Origin of the sequence: Candidatus Pelagibacter sp. Uisw_121, from assembly GCF_047722545.1 — a bacterium.
In the GTDB taxonomy this organism is placed as follows: Bacteria; Pseudomonadota; Alphaproteobacteria; order Pelagibacterales; family Pelagibacteraceae; genus Pelagibacter.
Map to the genome: position 1 here is coordinate 289,750 of NZ_CP159816.1, position 16,061 is coordinate 305,810.

At 25.4% G+C, this 16,061-nt stretch carries 17 protein-coding genes; 7 read left to right on the top strand and 10 right to left on the bottom strand.

The window, feature by feature from the left end; genetic code table 11:
- Positions 1-27: 27 nt before the first annotated feature.
- Together ABXT52_RS01595 and gmk are read left to right on the top strand one after the other, a co-directional pair.
- Positions 28-267 (top strand): acyl carrier protein, encoded by a 240-nt coding sequence (locus ABXT52_RS01595; RefSeq protein WP_006997205.1) that lies wholly within the window; start codon positions 28-30, stop codon positions 265-267.
- 7 nt (positions 268-274) lie between these two features.
- Positions 275-907, top strand: a complete 633-nt coding sequence (gmk, locus tag ABXT52_RS01600) for a guanylate kinase (RefSeq protein WP_415272147.1) — start codon at positions 275-277, stop codon at positions 905-907.
- Here the strand turns inward: gmk and rsmA are convergent.
- The 7 genes from rsmA to ABXT52_RS01635 are packed head-to-tail and all read right to left on the bottom strand — an operon-like array spanning position 896 to position 8,163.
- Positions 896-1,684, bottom strand: a complete 789-nt coding sequence (gene rsmA, locus ABXT52_RS01605; protein WP_415272148.1) for a 16S rRNA (adenine(1518)-N(6)/adenine(1519)-N(6))-dimethyltransferase RsmA — start codon at positions 1,682-1,684, stop codon at positions 896-898. The genes gmk and rsmA overlap by 12 nt on opposite strands.
- Complete coding sequence (locus tag ABXT52_RS01610; RefSeq protein ID WP_415272149.1) at positions 1,681-2,649, bottom strand: 4-hydroxythreonine-4-phosphate dehydrogenase PdxA; 969 nt, start codon at positions 2,647-2,649, stop codon at positions 1,681-1,683. Before ABXT52_RS01610 ends, rsmA begins: the two co-directional genes overlap by 4 nt.
- Positions 2,639-3,571, bottom strand: a complete 933-nt coding sequence (locus ABXT52_RS01615) for a peptidylprolyl isomerase (RefSeq protein WP_415272150.1) — start codon at positions 3,569-3,571, stop codon at positions 2,639-2,641. The genes ABXT52_RS01610 and ABXT52_RS01615 overlap by 11 nt, the downstream gene beginning before the upstream one ends.
- Positions 3,571-5,961, bottom strand: a complete 2,391-nt coding sequence (locus tag ABXT52_RS01620) for an LPS-assembly protein LptD (RefSeq protein ID WP_415272151.1) — start codon at positions 5,959-5,961, stop codon at positions 3,571-3,573. Before ABXT52_RS01620 ends, ABXT52_RS01615 begins: the two co-directional genes overlap by 1 nt.
- Entirely contained in the window at positions 5,951-7,033 is a 1,083-nt protein-coding gene (locus tag ABXT52_RS01625) for an LptF/LptG family permease (RefSeq protein ID WP_415272152.1), read from the bottom strand. The genes ABXT52_RS01620 and ABXT52_RS01625 overlap by 11 nt, the downstream gene beginning before the upstream one ends.
- A gap of 1 nt (position 7,034) precedes the next feature.
- The gene (locus ABXT52_RS01630; RefSeq protein ID WP_415272153.1) at positions 7,035-8,036 is read right to left on the bottom strand and encodes an LptF/LptG family permease; all 1,002 of its coding nucleotides are present in this window, start codon (positions 8,034-8,036) and stop codon (positions 7,035-7,037) included.
- Complete coding sequence (locus ABXT52_RS01635) at positions 7,924-8,163, bottom strand: LptF/LptG family permease (RefSeq protein ID WP_415272154.1); 240 nt, start codon at positions 8,161-8,163, stop codon at positions 7,924-7,926. The genes ABXT52_RS01630 and ABXT52_RS01635 overlap by 113 nt, the downstream gene beginning before the upstream one ends.
- A gap of 60 nt (positions 8,164-8,223) precedes the next feature.
- Here ABXT52_RS01635 and ABXT52_RS01640 point away from each other — a divergent pair, with 60 nt between their 5' ends.
- Positions 8,224-9,681, top strand: coding sequence for a leucyl aminopeptidase (locus ABXT52_RS01640; RefSeq protein WP_415272155.1), 1,458 nt, complete (start codon positions 8,224-8,226; stop codon positions 9,679-9,681).
- Complete coding sequence (ndk, locus tag ABXT52_RS01645) at positions 9,674-10,084, top strand: nucleoside-diphosphate kinase (RefSeq protein ID WP_415272156.1); 411 nt, start codon at positions 9,674-9,676, stop codon at positions 10,082-10,084. Before ABXT52_RS01640 ends, ndk begins: the two co-directional genes overlap by 8 nt.
- Here the strand turns inward: ndk and purN are convergent.
- Positions 10,081-10,659: a phosphoribosylglycinamide formyltransferase gene (gene purN / locus ABXT52_RS01650; RefSeq protein WP_415272157.1), complete on the bottom strand. Its 579-nt coding sequence runs from the start codon at positions 10,657-10,659 to the stop codon at positions 10,081-10,083. The genes ndk and purN overlap by 4 nt on opposite strands.
- Entirely contained in the window at positions 10,637-11,665 is a 1,029-nt protein-coding gene (purM, locus tag ABXT52_RS01655) for a phosphoribosylformylglycinamidine cyclo-ligase (RefSeq protein ID WP_415272158.1), read from the bottom strand. Before purM ends, purN begins: the two co-directional genes overlap by 23 nt.
- 11 nt (positions 11,666-11,676) lie before the next feature.
- On the opposite strand from purM, the gene ABXT52_RS01660 reads away from it, so the two are divergent.
- The 3 genes from ABXT52_RS01660 to aspS are packed head-to-tail and all read left to right on the top strand — an operon-like array spanning position 11,677 to position 15,200.
- Positions 11,677-12,756 (top strand): hypothetical protein, encoded by a 1,080-nt coding sequence (locus tag ABXT52_RS01660; protein ID WP_415272159.1) that lies wholly within the window; start codon positions 11,677-11,679, stop codon positions 12,754-12,756.
- Positions 12,753-13,415, top strand: coding sequence for a DnaA ATPase domain-containing protein (locus ABXT52_RS01665; RefSeq protein WP_415272160.1), 663 nt, complete (start codon positions 12,753-12,755; stop codon positions 13,413-13,415). Before ABXT52_RS01660 ends, ABXT52_RS01665 begins: the two co-directional genes overlap by 4 nt.
- Positions 13,416-15,200: an aspartate--tRNA ligase gene (gene aspS / locus ABXT52_RS01670; protein ID WP_415272161.1), complete on the top strand. Its 1,785-nt coding sequence runs from the start codon at positions 13,416-13,418 to the stop codon at positions 15,198-15,200. It abuts the gene before it with no gap.
- Positions 15,201-15,202: 2 nt separating this feature from the next.
- Here the strand turns inward: aspS and ABXT52_RS01675 are convergent, their stop codons facing one another.
- Positions 15,203-16,024: a ribonucleotide reductase gene (locus tag ABXT52_RS01675; protein ID WP_415272162.1), complete on the bottom strand. Its 822-nt coding sequence runs from the start codon at positions 16,022-16,024 to the stop codon at positions 15,203-15,205.
- Between the last annotated feature and the right edge of the window lie 37 nt (positions 16,025-16,061).

Consider the following 16,061-nt stretch of genomic DNA (forward strand, 5'->3'; position numbering starts at 1 on the left):
TAACGAAATATAACAAAAAGGAACATTATGTCAGAAGATATTTCAAGCAAAGTTAAAAAAATCGTAGCAGATCACTTAGGCATTGATGAAGCTAAAGTATTAGATGACTCGAGCTTTATAGATGATCTTGGAGCAGACAGTTTAGATACAGTTGAATTAGTAATGGCTTTTGAAGAGGAATTTGGATCAGAAATTTCAGATAGTGAAGCTGAAAAAATTCTAACCGTAGGTGACGCTGTTAATTTTATAGCAGGCAAAGCAAACTAGAAATTAAATGTCCATAAAAAAAGATGGGATAATGGTAATTTTATCATCCCCATCTGGGGCAGGTAAAACCACACTAGTAAAACTCTTATCAAAAAAAAAAAACTTTCATATATCTGTATCCCACACTACGAGGGAACCAAGACCAAGAGAAATTGCAAATAAAGATTATTATTTTGTAAATCGCGAAAAGTTTGAAAATTTAATTAAAAATGAAGAATTCCTAGAGTATGCAAAAGTATTTAATCATCTTTATGGAACAACTAGAACCCCCGTTATTGAAAAATTAGAAAAAAGTGAGAATGTAATATTTGATATTGATTGGCAGGGCGCAGATCAGATTAAAAATAAAAAATTAAATTATAAATTGATTACTTTTTTTATTCTGCCACCCAGCAAAGAGGTTTTATTTGAAAGATTATCAAATAGAGATATGAAGGATAAATTAATTGTAGAAGAAAGAATGAAGGAATTTAGTAGGGATGTGCTGCACTGGATAAATTATGACTATGTAATTATAAATGATAATCTTGAATTGTGTTATTCTAAAATTAGCAATTTAATTGATGCTGAAATTAATAGTGGCTCAAAAGATTATGACAAAGATTATATTAGAAACCACGTAGATAAATTAACCTCTTAGATCTTCATACTCTTTTGTAAGTTTAAAATATATTTCAGGTTCTAGATTTTGTGGTCTAAGATTGAGATTAATATTAAATTTTTGAGCCACATCTTTAGCATTCATAAATATTTGATTAAAAGGTTTTTTTAACATCTTTCTTCTTTGACTAAAAAAAACTCTAGTAATCTTTTCAAGATTTTGAGCATCCTTTAATTCAAAAAAATTTTTCTTTGGTGTAAACAACAGTAAAGAGCTATCAATCTTTGGTCTAGGTGAAAAACTTTGCGGTTTTATATCTATTATTTTTTTAACATTTAATTTCCAATTACTTAAAATTGATAGGCGGCCATATTTTGAGCTATTAGACTCTGCAATAATTCTATCAGCAACTTCTTTTTGAAACATTAAAAGTAAACTATCAAACCAAAATTTTTTACCAATATTTATAATCCATTTAGATAATATCTCGGTTGAAATGTTATAAGGAAGGTTGCCAAATACAGTAAGCTTTTGTTCTGAAATCTTATTTTCTTCTACATTTAATATATCGTTATTAATTACTTCTATTTCATTTCCAAATTTATCTTTTAATAATAATGCTAATTCATCATCTTTTTCAACAACATATATTTTATTTGGTTTTTTTTTTAAAATATAGTTTGTTAAGTTGCCAGTGCCAGGCCCAACTTCTAAAATTTCTTTATTAGTAACATCACATGCTGATACTATTATATCTAATACCGCTCTATCAATTAGAAAGTTTTGACCAAGACTTTTTTTAGATTTAATATTCATTTTATATCCAAAAATTTAATTGCTTGAATTAAACTTTTTGGATTAGATTTATTTTGGCCAAGCATTTTCTCATTTGGACCATGATCTGGTGAGATTCTAATAAATGGCAAACCAAGAGTGATATTTATAGCATCAAAACCAAATAATGTTTTCATTGGTACTAATACCTGATCATGATACATGCCGACTACAACGTCATATTTTTTTGAAATTTCTGGCATAAAAATTGTATCAGCTGGAAATGGACCATTTACATTAAATTTTTTTTTAATTAGAAATTTAATTGCTGGTTTGATAATTTTTTCCTCCTCACTATTTTTATAGTTACTTTCACAGTGTGGATTTAGCCCTGTAATAGCAATTTCAGGGGTTTTTTTAAATTTTTTTTTATAAAATTTATTTATTAAAATTATTAGATTAATTATTTTATTCTTTGTTATTGATTTAGAAACATCTTTCAAGGGTATATGGGTGGTAAGTGGACTTACTGATAATTTTTTATTATAAATTAACATAGCGAATTTATCTTTATTAGAAGTTTTACTAGCAAAATATTCTGTCATACCAAAAAATTTTTCTTTTAAAAAAGTTTTTTTTGATATTGGTCCATTAATTAATCCACTAAATTTATTTGTCTTTAAAAGTACCAAAGCAGAATTAAAACAGTTTTCAATATATGTGTTTGAATTTTCTGAAATTTTATCAAATTTTTTTTTAAATTTGTAGTCAACATTTATCATATTAATTTTTTTATTATCTAATAAATTAAAAGAAATACTTTTTCTATTAAGTAAATTAATTTTAAAATTAAATTTTAATTGCTTCATTTGTTTTGTGAGTAAGTCTTTTGAAGCAATTAATATAATAGGTTTTTTAAAAATATTGTTTTTCAAAGACTTAAAAAAAATTTCTAAAAAAACACTATTGGGCTCACCAGCAACTATTAGTATAGCTTTATTTTTCATTTATAAAAATCTGCTTTTTAATCTTTTTATAATAAATAATCGAATATTCGTTTAATTGTCTATTTTTTTCAGTCGTTACAATTTTTTTAAATTCTTCTTCTGTATTGATTTCTTTCTCTACTTTTTTTACATCTTCCAAATAGATTATTAGAAAACCAGATGCAACTTTTATTGGCTGTGTAATATCACCAATATTCAATTTATTTAATTCATTGTAAATTGAATTAGAAATTTCATTTTTTTTTACCCAGCCAATCTCACCACTATTGATTGAAGAATCTGATATACTGTATATTGAAGCAGCAGATTTAAAAGAGCTCTCATCTACAGCTTTGATGATGTCGTTGTAAGTTTCTTCAAATTCTTTTTCATTTTTTGCTTGAAATAAGATCTCTGATATCAAATAGCTAGTTTGAATTTCTGATTTATCTAATTTTTTTTCAAGATTTTTTTTTATTTTCAATTCATTTACAACTATCTGGTTTTTAAATTTTCCAAATATCATTTTGTTCCAATCTCTTTCTATAGCTATTTTTTTGATAACTGTGTTTATATTCATGTCAAATTTTGATAAATAAGTATTAAATTCAGCTTCATCTCCAATGTTCAGTCTTTTATAAATATTTGTGACGAATTTTGTTAATTCAGGATCTTCATAATTTATTTTATAGTACTTTAATATTTCATTTTCTTTAATTTTTTCTCTAATCAATGAATTCTTAGATAGCTCTTTTATCTGTTTTGTCGATAGGTTATTCAAAGATGGATTTAGAGCTAACAAGTATTTAGTTTCTTTTTGAATATCAAAATTAGTAATAATTTGGTTATTAATCTTAATAATGATTTCATGTTTATTTTCAGCAATAACTACGTTTGATAATAAATTTATTATAGTAAATAATATAAAAATTTTTTTAAACATTATTTTGATAGGGTAGGTGTGTTAAAAGTACTTAAGGGAACTATCGTTAGTGAAAAAAATAATTCTTTTGTAGGTTTTAAATCTCTATCTGAATAATAGTCTTTATTATACTCTAGAGAAGCAACCAAACAATCATTCTCATATTGATACATTATATTATAGAATTCTTTAAGGTCAGTTTCCTTGTTTTTTCTTTCACGAAATAATATTTTACTATTGTTGTTTAAAGCTAAACTAGTCTCATTTAAAAGATAGCTTGTGCTACCTAGCGCATTGTTTTCTTCTAAAAACTCAAAAGTAGTTATAAAATTATTTATAGAAAGAGTTGACTCAATCATATTGTAATTTAGGGTTTTAAAGTCATTATCTAATGAAAAATTGTATCCAAAATCTAAATATTTATTAGTATTTAATTTAATGTCACCAAATAGGTCAGACACTTTATTATTCATAGTTGATTTAGTTGGTAGATTGTTATCGTTATTATTTCTGTAAATTTGAGCTAAATTAACTTGTAATATATTTGACCCATTAGTTTCATTAATTTTATATTCAGTACCAAGTGTTAATGATTGACCACCTTCTAGAGATTCACTTAAACCAAGCCTGTTTTTTTGAAATACATTTATATTATCAATTTTTCTATCTATTCCTATTATGTTTTCAGATTTATTTGGACTTAAAAATAAAGATAATTTTGGTATAAATTCTTTTTCATAGTCAGCAGTTTTTTTTATTAATGGAAATGAAGAATTGAGATTTAATAAAGAATAGAAACTTGATGATAGGTTATCTTTATAAGTGGTGGAATTTTCCCCATCTTTATTTGTATTTTTAAAAGACAGGTCATAATTATTTTTGAAACCAAATTTTGAAAAAATTGGTTTAGATGAAAAAATAAAATCATTAATTAATAATTTTTCTGTTTTATTTGTTTCATATTTTCTTTGTGAGCCAGAAACCTGATAATTCAAACTACCGATGGAATCTAGAGATGTAGTCAAATTTTTATTTATTGAAAAATTGGGATAAATATATTCAAATTTATCACTTGTATTACTTTTAGATAAATCTTCGTAGGCTTTAAATTCAATTTTTACATCTAAATCTTCTTTAGACATATCAAAATTTAGATAACTGCTCATAATATTATTACTAAATTGTTTTTGTGTTTTGATATTTTCAGTTTTTAAATACGTATCGTGAGATGTTGTTTCAATATTAACTTCTAAGTTTGAATATTCATAATTATCTAAATCGAAGGCAATTTCAGAATTAGCAAATAAATGTGATTTACTTCCTCCATTCATATTTTTTAAACTAAAATCAATTATATTTTTATAATTTTTTTCTACTTGCCTGAATTCATTCTGGACCATTAAGTCACCATTAAAATAGAGTCGGGGGGTTATTGTAAAATCTTTATTTTTGGATATAGCGGCAAAGTAGGGAATTTTTATTGAATTACCACTTGTAGAAGAATTGATAATACCTGGCATTAAAAATCCAGACTGTCTTTTTACAGATGGATCTGGGTGAAAAAATTTTGGGAAATAAAAAATAGGCTTATCGTATATTTTCAACCATGCATCTTTATAATTTAATGTTTTTTTTAATTTATCATGTTTTATTTCTGAAGATTGTAAACTCCATGGAGGACAGTTGTCATTTTTTTTACAAGTTGTAAAAACTCCATTTTTAATAATAGTCGTATTATTATTTGCAGAAAGTGAAGTACCTTTTAGTCGAGGGTCATTATCCAAGTTTCCAAAAATATTTTTAGCAAAATTAATTTCCACATCTTTTGCAAGAAGTGTATGATCATTTAAATTAATCATTGAATTTTCAAACGAATAATTATTTTTATCTCGATCAATCATATTTATGCTATTTCCATAAAATAATTTTTTATCTGTTAAGTATTTAAAATCACTTACATTTACTTGATTGTTAAATTTATCTAATAAGATAGTTTTTGAACTAGATTGAATAATATTTTCTTTTTTTAAATATTCTATATTACCTGTTATAATTTTATAGTCATCTGCAAGCTGTATTTGTGTTTTTCCATTTGATATAATTCTCTCTATTTTTTTTTTATATAAAACTTCGTCACTTATTATTTTAATATTTTTTTCATTATCGTAAAATACAACTTTATCTTTTAGTAATAATTCGGAGTTTAAATTATTATAAAAAGAATTTTTAGCATTAATTTTAATATTATTAATACCTTTAATTTCTACTCCATTTCTTGCTTCAACAATATTTCCATTATCTTTAATTTCTATTGTGTCACTTTCGAAAATAAACTCTTCTGACTCAACATAGTGGTTTATATTAAAGCTTAATATGAGAATTAATAAAATTTTTATAAAATTATTTTTCATTTAATTTAATAACTCCAATAAGCGTTAAGATAGAAAGTAGAAAAATAGGCAACCAAATTGAAAGTGCAAGAGGGATTTGTTCATTTTTTCCCAAAGCGATAAAAAAAAAGTTTATATAATAAATTAAAACAGAAATAATTATTCCTCCAGAAATATAAAATATTTTAGGTTTTTGGTGACGAATATTCATCATTATTATACTAGAAAGAATAGTTACGACTGTTAAATAAAATGGGTATGCATAAAGGCTTATAATATGAATACTTAGATCTGTCACTGAGTAATCGATTACTTGATAGTCCTTACGAAGTTTTAGTAGTCCTAAAAAAGTTAAGGATGATAAATCAGAATATAGATTGTTAATTTTTTGATAATTGAAGTTTGAATAAAAAACATAATTGTTAATTTTTGAGGTTTTTCCGTCTCCTTTTGATATTATTGCATCAGTCATTAACCATTCATTTTTTGATATATTAACCTCAGAAGAAAAAATTTTTTCAATTAAAGAAAAGTTATTATCTAAGATCATGATTTGAACATTGTATAATTTATTTAATGATATTTTCTCAGCATTAACAAAATATACCTGTTCATCATATTCATCTTTTATCCATAGACCATTTTCTGTTACACTGGCAAGATAGCGACTATCATTACTGTATGCATTTTTCAAATCAATATACTTAAATTTTAATAAAGCTGAAAAGTTATAAAATAAAGTGACAATTATAAGGCCTGATATAAAAGAAGTTAGGGTAATAACTTTTAGAATTTTTATATTACTTAGTCCATAGCTTTTAAATGCATTAAATTCGTTTGAATCAATAAAATTAATAAAAAAAAACTGTGCCCCAATTAAAAAAATAAATGGAAATAACTGATTTAGAATGGAAAATGAATTAAGTAATACAAGAATAACAGGAAAGTATATACCAACATCAACTTCAGAAAAAAATGAAATTTCTTCAAACAAGCTCATGATAACCACTAATCCAAAGAAAACAAATGCCACCTTAAAGGTACATATTAGAAATTTATTTATTATATAACTTTGATATATTTTTAGGATCATTTTATTGTTTTATTCTTAGTTTAAAAATTAAAATTTGATAAATTAAAAAAAAAGATAAAATTGGAATCATTATATATATCAAGTCAGTTGTAATTTTACGGCCTGTAAAATTTAATAATATATCGGAGATTATTATAAAAAAAACACCTGTTAAAAATATTTTAATTTTAAATAAAAAATATCCCTGTGTATTTTTAGATTTTAATAATACTAAGGATGAAATTAAACTTAACAGAACTATATAAATTGGTAAATAAATTCTTTTATATAACTCTTGATAAATATTTTTTAAAAAACCAGAATTACATTTTAGATTTTTTATAATTGTATTGGAATTATCAGTGTTAATTAAAAAATTAAAACACTTAAGTAAATTAATAGTAGCTATCTCTTGTATTTTGGGTGTTTTAGTTGTTTTAGATGAGTACTTTTCTAAATCAAATTGGGTAGTTTTAAAATTAAATGAAGTTGTTTTTTTATTATTAGTAATTCTTATTATTTCACCATTATTAAGTATAAGTATTTTTTTATTATCCCTTAAAAGTATTTTACCTTTCTTTGCAATAATTATTTGAGTGTTATTTTTATTTGACTCATCTTTTAAAAGTATATTGTCATATGAGCTACTATCATTTTTTTTTTCGATAAAAATTGTTAGGCCTTTGACAGTATCGATAAATTTTTTTGGTTTAATTAAATTTGGAAAAAAATCTAAATTTGAATTTCTAATAAAAGATCTTGATTTATCTTGAGTAAAGGGAACAATAATTGTAGAGAAAAAAATCTGAACTAATGCAAATATTATTGAAAGTTGGATTATTTTATTAACTACTTGCAATTTACCAATACCATGAGACCAATAAATTAACAGTTGGTTTTTGTCCTCAAAGTCAGAAATAATATAAAAAACGGATAAAAAAAAATACGAATGGAAGACTTTGTGAGAATATTTTAGGCAAAGATAATAGGGTGAAAAAAAAATAAACTTTAAAACTATGTCCATCCTCAGTTACTATATCAAGGTAATTTACTGCTTGTATCACCCATATAATCAAAGTTAACGCAAAACTAGAAATTAAAAAAAAAAATACTATTTCTTTTAGCAGGTTATTAAAAATAATTTTTTTCATTGAAAATGTTAATTTTTAATCATATATAGCACCAAACACGCTTTGAGTGTATTTAAAATTATGTCTATTAAAATTAATTATTTAAATAAATTTGCAAATAACCCACCAACTAATCTTATTTTATTTGTTGACGAAAATTTTAATATAAATGGGTTAAAAAAAACCATTTCTAATATTGAATTTTCTTACATTTCAGATTTATTAAAAACTAGTGATTTAAGAAAAAGGATACTTTTTTTTAAAATCAATTCAAAAAAAACAATATTTTTAATATCTATCAAAAAAGAGATAAAAATATCAGATATAGAAAATTTGGGAGCTAAATTTAATAGTTATATTAATTATGATAAGAAAAAAGAATACTTTGTAAATTCAGATACGATTAATAATAAAATAAAAAATTTTGTAGGTTATTTTTTACATGGATTGAAATTAAAATCATATGAATTTAATATTTACAAATCAGATAAAAATAAGAAAATTGTCTCTATAAATGTTATAGGAAAAAATAATAAATCATCTACTAAAGATCATTTAAGATTTAAAGCCCTAGAAGAAGGAAGTTTTTTTGCAAGAGACCTTGTTTCAGAACCAGGAAACATCTTACATCCAGATGAATACGCAAAAAGATTAAATACACTTAAAAAATTTGGATTAAAGATTAATATATATGATGAAAAAAAATTAAAAAAATTAGGAATGAATGCCTTATTGGGTGTAGGACAAGGAAGTATTCGTGGGTCATACCTTGTAACGATGGAATGGAATGGATTAAAAAATAGCTCCAATCCTTTAGCTTTTGTTGGAAAAGGAGTTTGTTTTGACACTGGTGGTTACTCGTTAAAACCAGCAAAGTTTATGGAGGATATGACTTATGATATGGCAGGTTCTGCTACAGTAGTTGGTTTAATGAAAAATTTAGCATTAAGAAAAGCTAAAATAAATGCTGTTGGTGTTGTGGGACTTGTTGAGAATATGGTAAGTGGAAATGCTCAAAGACCTGGCGACATAGTAAAATCTTACAGTGGAAAAACAATAGAAATATTGAATACAGATGCAGAAGGTAGATTAGTTTTGGCTGACGCCTTAACCTTTACTGAAAAAAAATTTAAACCAAAGTTTATAGTTGATTTAGCAACTTTGACAGGTGCTATTATAGTTTCGTTAGGCTCTGAATATGCTGGCCTGTTTTCAAACGATGATAAATTGTCAAAACAATTATTAGAAGCAGGAGATAAAGTAGAGGAAAAATTATGGAGGATGCCCCTACATAAAAACTTTGATAAGCTTATAAATTCTAAAAATGCAGATATGCAAAATATTAATTATGTAGGTGGAGCAGGGTCAACAACTGCAGCACAGTTCTTACAAAGATTTATTTTGAACAAAACGCCTTGGGCCCACTTAGATATAGCTGGTATGGCTTTTTCAAAATATGGTGGCGCTTTAAATTCAGGTGGAGCAACTAGTTATGGAGTAAGATTATTAAACCAACTAATAGAGGACAATTATGAGTAATATAGAACAAACATTATCAATCATCAAACCTGATGCCGTTGAAAGAAATTTAGATAATGAAATCAAAGAAATGTTTTTAAATAAAGGTTTCAAAATTGTTAAAGATAAAAAAATTGAGATAGCAAAAGCTGAAGCAGAACAATTTTATAAAGTTCATGAAACAAAACCTTTTTATAATGATTTATGTGCTTATTTGTCTTCAGGACCGATAGTGGTGATGGTGCTAGAGAAAGAAAATGCAATTTTAGGAAACAGAGAGTTAATGGGTGCAACCAAACCAGAAGATGCTGCAGAGGGAACTATTAGAAAAAAATATGGAATCTCTATTGATAAAAATTCTGTCCATGGCTCTGATAGTGTTGAAAACGCAAAAATTGAGATTGATTTTTTCTTTAAAGATTAATTAAATATTTTTTTTATAGCTGTAGGATAGAGTTTATGCTCTTGTTTTAGAACTTTTTTACCTAAAGAAGTGGGGGTATCTTTTTTTGAAATTTTAACTTCTTTTTGTAAAATTATTTTTCCAGAATCGAGTTTAGCTGTTACAAAGTGAACGGTACAACCAGCTACCTTGTCTTTATTTTGTATAGCTTTAATGTGAGTATTAAGCCCTTTGTATTTTGGTAGTAAAGAAGGATGTATATTAACTATTTTTCCACTAAACTTTTTAATAAAATTTTTAGATAAAATCTTCATAAAACCAGCAAGGCAAATAAATCTTATATTTTCTTCTTTTAATAAATCTAATATTTTGGCTTCAGCTGTTTTATAGTTTTTAAAGCTTGATACATATTTTTTGATATTGAATCGATTTGAAAATTTTAAGCCTTTTGCTTTAGAAGTATTCGAAAAAATTAAATTTATAGATATGGGTGAGTTTTTTACTTTAGAAAATTTTATTAAATTTTTTAAATTACTTCCAGTTCCAGATATAAAAACTGCTGTTTTAATCTTTTTAAGACCAGTCAATTTTACCATTAAGTTTAACTTTATTTTTTCCTGTGTTTATTTTTCCAATAACATAGGGTGTAAATTCTTTTGTAAAAAATTTAGTAATTTTATTTAAGTTTTTAGGGTTAATTATTAAACAAAAACCAACTCCACAATTGAATGTTTTTAACATTTCTTTGTTATCAATGTTATTTTGTTTCAACCATTTAAAAATTTTTTTCGTTTTAATTTTACTTAGATCTATATCAGCGACTAATTTATCTGGAATAACTCTTTTAATATTATCTGCTAATCCACCACCTGTAATATTTGCGCACCCATTTAAAAGATTGTTATCAATTAAATTTAAAACTTCTTGCACATAAATCTTTGTAGGTTTTAGTAATTCTTTTTTTAAAAATGAATTATTTTTTAAATTAATTTTTTTATTTTTTAGAACATGTCTGACTAAAGAGTAACCATTTGAATGAACACCACTTGATGGTATAGCTAAAACTAAGTCATCTTTTTTTATATTTTTTTTTGCTAATATTTTTTTTTCATCAACTAAACCTACTGCAAAACCTGCTATGTCAAATTTACCTTTTTCATAGGTACCTGGCATTTCTGCTGTTTCACCACCAACTAATTCACAGTTTGAAATTTTACAGCCTCTTACTATTCCTTTAAGGATTGATTTTAATTTATTTAAATCAATTTTATTAATAGAAATATAATCTAAGAATAAAAGTGGTCTTGCTCCTTGAACAATTAGATCGTTTACACTCATAGCAACTAAATCAATACCAATAGTATCATATTTGTTAAGTAAATTGGCTATCTCTACTTTTGTACCAACGCCATCTGTGCAAGCTACAATTTTAGGATTTTTCAGGTTTTTTGGAATATTAGTTATAGAGCCAAAGCCACCAATATTATTAAACCTTTTTTTGCCTTTATTATTTGATGATATTGAAGATATAAATTTAACAAAATTATCAGCAGCATTTATGTTTACACCACTTTTTTCATAGGTAAATTTTTCTTTTTTCATTAGTATAATATATGCAAATAATTAATAAATTTTATAAATTAGTGAATGTATATATTTATTTTATTTTATTCTCTCTATTAATAGTATTTTTTTCCACAACTTATTCTAATGCAAATGCGTTTAAGGTATCTGACATTGAAATATCTTCTCCATTTGAGCTAAATTTTAAAAAAAATAGTGTAATTGATAAAGGATTCCAAATTTCTTTTTCTAATTTAATTTCAATGATTACAACCTCTGGTGATAGAAAAAAGATTAAAAATGTTCCAATCAAAGTACTTAAGGGCATGATCAACTCTTTTACTATTAGTGATGAAAAATTTATAAATAATGAGTATTTTGCGAATTTAGAAACAACATTTAATAAAAAAAAAATTCTTAAATTTTTAGAAGATAAAAATATTTTTCCATCAATGCCACAAAAAAATAAAGTCTTATTATTTCCTATCATTATGGAAACTAAAGATAATAATATTTATCTATTTAATGATAATATTTTTTATGACAAATGGAATGAGCAAAAAAAATCTTATGATTTATTAGATTATTTATTACCAAGTGAGAGTATCGAAGATTTGATAGAGTTACAAAAAATGTCAAATGATATTGAAACTTATGACTTTTCAAATTTAATTAATAAATATGATATTACTGATAGTATTATTCTAATAATAACCAAAGAAGGTAGTGACATAAGAACACTTTCAAAAATTAACTTAAACAACAGCCTGAAACTTGAAAACAAAAACTATTCCAAAGTAGATATTTTAAATAATAATGACTTTTCTAATATTGTTAAAAGTTTGAAACAAATTTATGAAGATCAATGGAAAAAAAATAATGAGATTAATACATCAATAAAACTACCTATAACAATATCCATTGATTCTAAAAAAACTAAAAAAATTATAGAGTTGGAAAAGGCACTTTATACTATAGATCTAGTTTCTGACTTTAACATCTTGAATTTTAACAGTGAGAGTATTCAGTATAAAATTACTTATAATGGTACACCTAATATATTTTTAAATGATATGAGAAAAAAGAACTTTGAATTAGAAATGAAAAATAATATGTGGACATTAAAATGAAAAGTTTAAATCAATTATTATTAGATTTTGATTATGAGCAAAACTTTAAAGATGATGATTTTTATGTTGGAAAGAGTAATTTTTATGCTTTTGAAATAATTAACAAATGGCCAAAATGGGAAAAAAACTTTTTAAACATTAATGGAGAAAAATTTTCAGGAAAAACCCATTTAGTAAATATTTTTTTGAAAAAGTTTAATGGTATTAGGATTGATGTTAATTCATTAAATGATGAAAACCTTAAATCTATTAAACCTTACCAAAACATAATTTTAGAGGATTTAAATTTAAATATAAATGAGAAGCTGATTTATTCACTCTTTAATATAATAGATCAAGACAACAAGTTTTTAATAATCACATCAACCAAGCCAATTTCTGAGATCAATTTTCAGTTGGATGATCTTCGATCTAGAACTAAGAACTGTCTTTTTGCAAATATTCAAAACCCTGATGATGAGCTAATGTTTGCACTAATATTAAAAAATTTATCAGATAGACAAATAACTTTAGATAAAAAGCTGATCGACTTTATTATTAAAAGAATTGAGAGATCGTATGGCAAAATATTTGAATTCATATATAAAATTGACAAGATTAGTTTAAAAAAAAAGAAATCAATCGACTTTAAAATTATTAATGAAGCTCTTGAGGAATAAGTGAATAAATACAGAACACACACATGCAGTGCGTTAACAATAAATAGTAGTGGTAAAGATGTTGTTTTGTCAGGTTGGATAAACAAAAAAAGAGATCATGGAAATTTATTGTTTATAGATTTAAGAGACAATTATGGGATGACTCAGTGCATCATAGATAAAAGTAACGAGAATTTTAAAGCATTAGAAAAAATACAATTAGAAAGTGTAATTAAAATAAATGGTAAGGTTGTTGAGAGAACAAAAGAGACCATTAACACTGATCTCCAAACTGGAGAGATAGAAATTAATATAGATTCATTTGAAGTGCTTGGTACTTGCAAAGAATTACCAATGCCAGTTTTTAGTGATCAAGAATATGCTGAAGAAATTAGACTTAAATATAGGTTCTTAGATTTAAGAAGAAAAAAGATTCATGATAATATTATCTTAAGGTCAAAAGTTATTTCTTTTATTAGAAGTGAGATGTCTAAACTTGGTTTCTTGGAGTTTCAAACACCAATATTAACATCTTCCAGTCCGGAGGGTGCAAGAGATTTTTTAGTACCAAGCAGACTAAATCCTGGAAAGTTTTATGCACTGCCACAAGCACCACAACAATTTAAACAACTTATAATGGTTTCTGGTTTTGATAAATATTTTCAAATAGCTCCATGCTTTAGAGATGAAGATGCAAGGGCAGACAGAAGTCCAGGTGAATTTTATCAGCTCGATTTAGAAATGTCTTTTGTTGAACAAGAAGATATTTTTCAAGTTGTTGAAAAATTAATAGTCAATGTTTTTAAAAATTTTTCTTCAAAGAAATTAATGTATGAAAAATTTCCAAGAATACCTTATGGGCAAGCTATGCTTAAGTATGGATCAGATAAACCAGACTTAAGAAACCCATTAATAATTTCTGATTTATCAAACATTTTTACCCGTGACGATGTTACGTTTGAGATATTTAAAAAGCTTGTAAAATCTGGCTCTAAAGCAAGATGTATAGTTACAAAAAATACAAAAGATAAACCTAGAAGTTTTTTTGATAATATTGACAAGTGGGCCAAAGAACAAGGTGCATCAGGTCTTGCTTATTTTACAATTGAAAAAGAAGAAAATCTTTCAGCAAAAGGACCGGTGGGAAAATTTTTCTCTAAAGAAGCCTTAGAAGAAATTATGAAAATCACTGGAGCTGAAATAGGGGACAGTATATTCTTTGCCTGTGGAAAAATAAGTGAAGTTGAAAAAATAACCTCTCTAGCAAGAGATAAAATTGCTACAGACTTAGAATTAATTGATGATAATACTTTTGCGTTTTGTTGGATTGTTGATTATCCAATGTTTGAAAAAAATGAGGTAACTAATAAAATTGAATTTAGTCACAATCCATTTTCAATGCCTCAAGGTAACATAAAAGATATTGATCTTGATAATCCACTTAATATTAAAGCATACCAATACGATATTGTTTGTAATGGGATAGAACTATCTTCTGGCGCAATTAGAAATCACGTACCTGAATTGATGTATAAGTTATTCTCGATTGCTGGATACCAAAAAAAACAAGTTGATGAAAAATTTAGTGGAATGATTAATGCTTTAAGTTATGGAGCTCCACCTCATGGTGGTATTGCGCCCGGTATCGATAGAATTGTAATGTTATTAGCAAATGAGAGGAATATTAGAGAGGTTACAATGTTCCCAATGAATCAAAATGCTCAAGACTTAATGATGAATGCTCCATCAGAAGTAAATGAAGAGCAACTTAAAGAGCTTGGTTTAGCTTTAAAGCTGAAAAAATAATATTATTTTTTACCTTTTAAACTTATTTTAACATCAGATAAATCAACAAGATTTTTTTTATAATTGTTTCTAACAAAGCCTTTGCTAGTAACATCTTTTATAATTTTAAGTAATTGATTTTGATCCTCAGTATTTTCTTCTTCTGATGAAGATCTATCTGACCCTCCAATAGATGGAGTGTGTGCTAGGTCTTCTCTATTTTGGTATGAAATAGCAAGCTCTCTAAATATATAATCAAGTATTGAAGAGGCACTCATTATTCTGTCATTGCCATGAACTTTTCCAGATGGTTCAAATTTAGTGTCAACATAAGCGCTAATAAACTCATCTAAAGGAACACCATATTGAAGACCAAGTGATATTGCTATTGCAAAATTATTCATCAAAGCTTTTACCAGCTCACCTTCTTTACTAGTGTCTATGAAAATTTCACCAATTTTACCATCTTCGTATTCTCCGGTGTGGAGATAAACTTTATGATCACCAATCGTCGCTTTTTGGATATAACCCTTTCTTCTATCAGGCATACTAAATCTTTTACCCACACCTTCATTAATTTGTTTAACAAAAGAGGTATTATTTTCTTTCGAAACAATTTTTGGTTGGCTTTGTTCAGTAATAATATCTAATTTTTTAGGCTCAATTACTTTATTATTTGGATCTAAACTTTTTGTTTTTCTCGTATCAAGTTTAACATCTAAAACTTCAAATTTTCCATCATCGCGCTTTTCAAGGTTTGCTAATTCTGCTTCATTAATATCATCTAGATAGTGATTAACTTTAAAGCTACAAGTATAATAAGTTTCTACTAAATATTTTGCCATTTTTCCCTTAATTAATTTTTTATTTTGAATCGTAAGA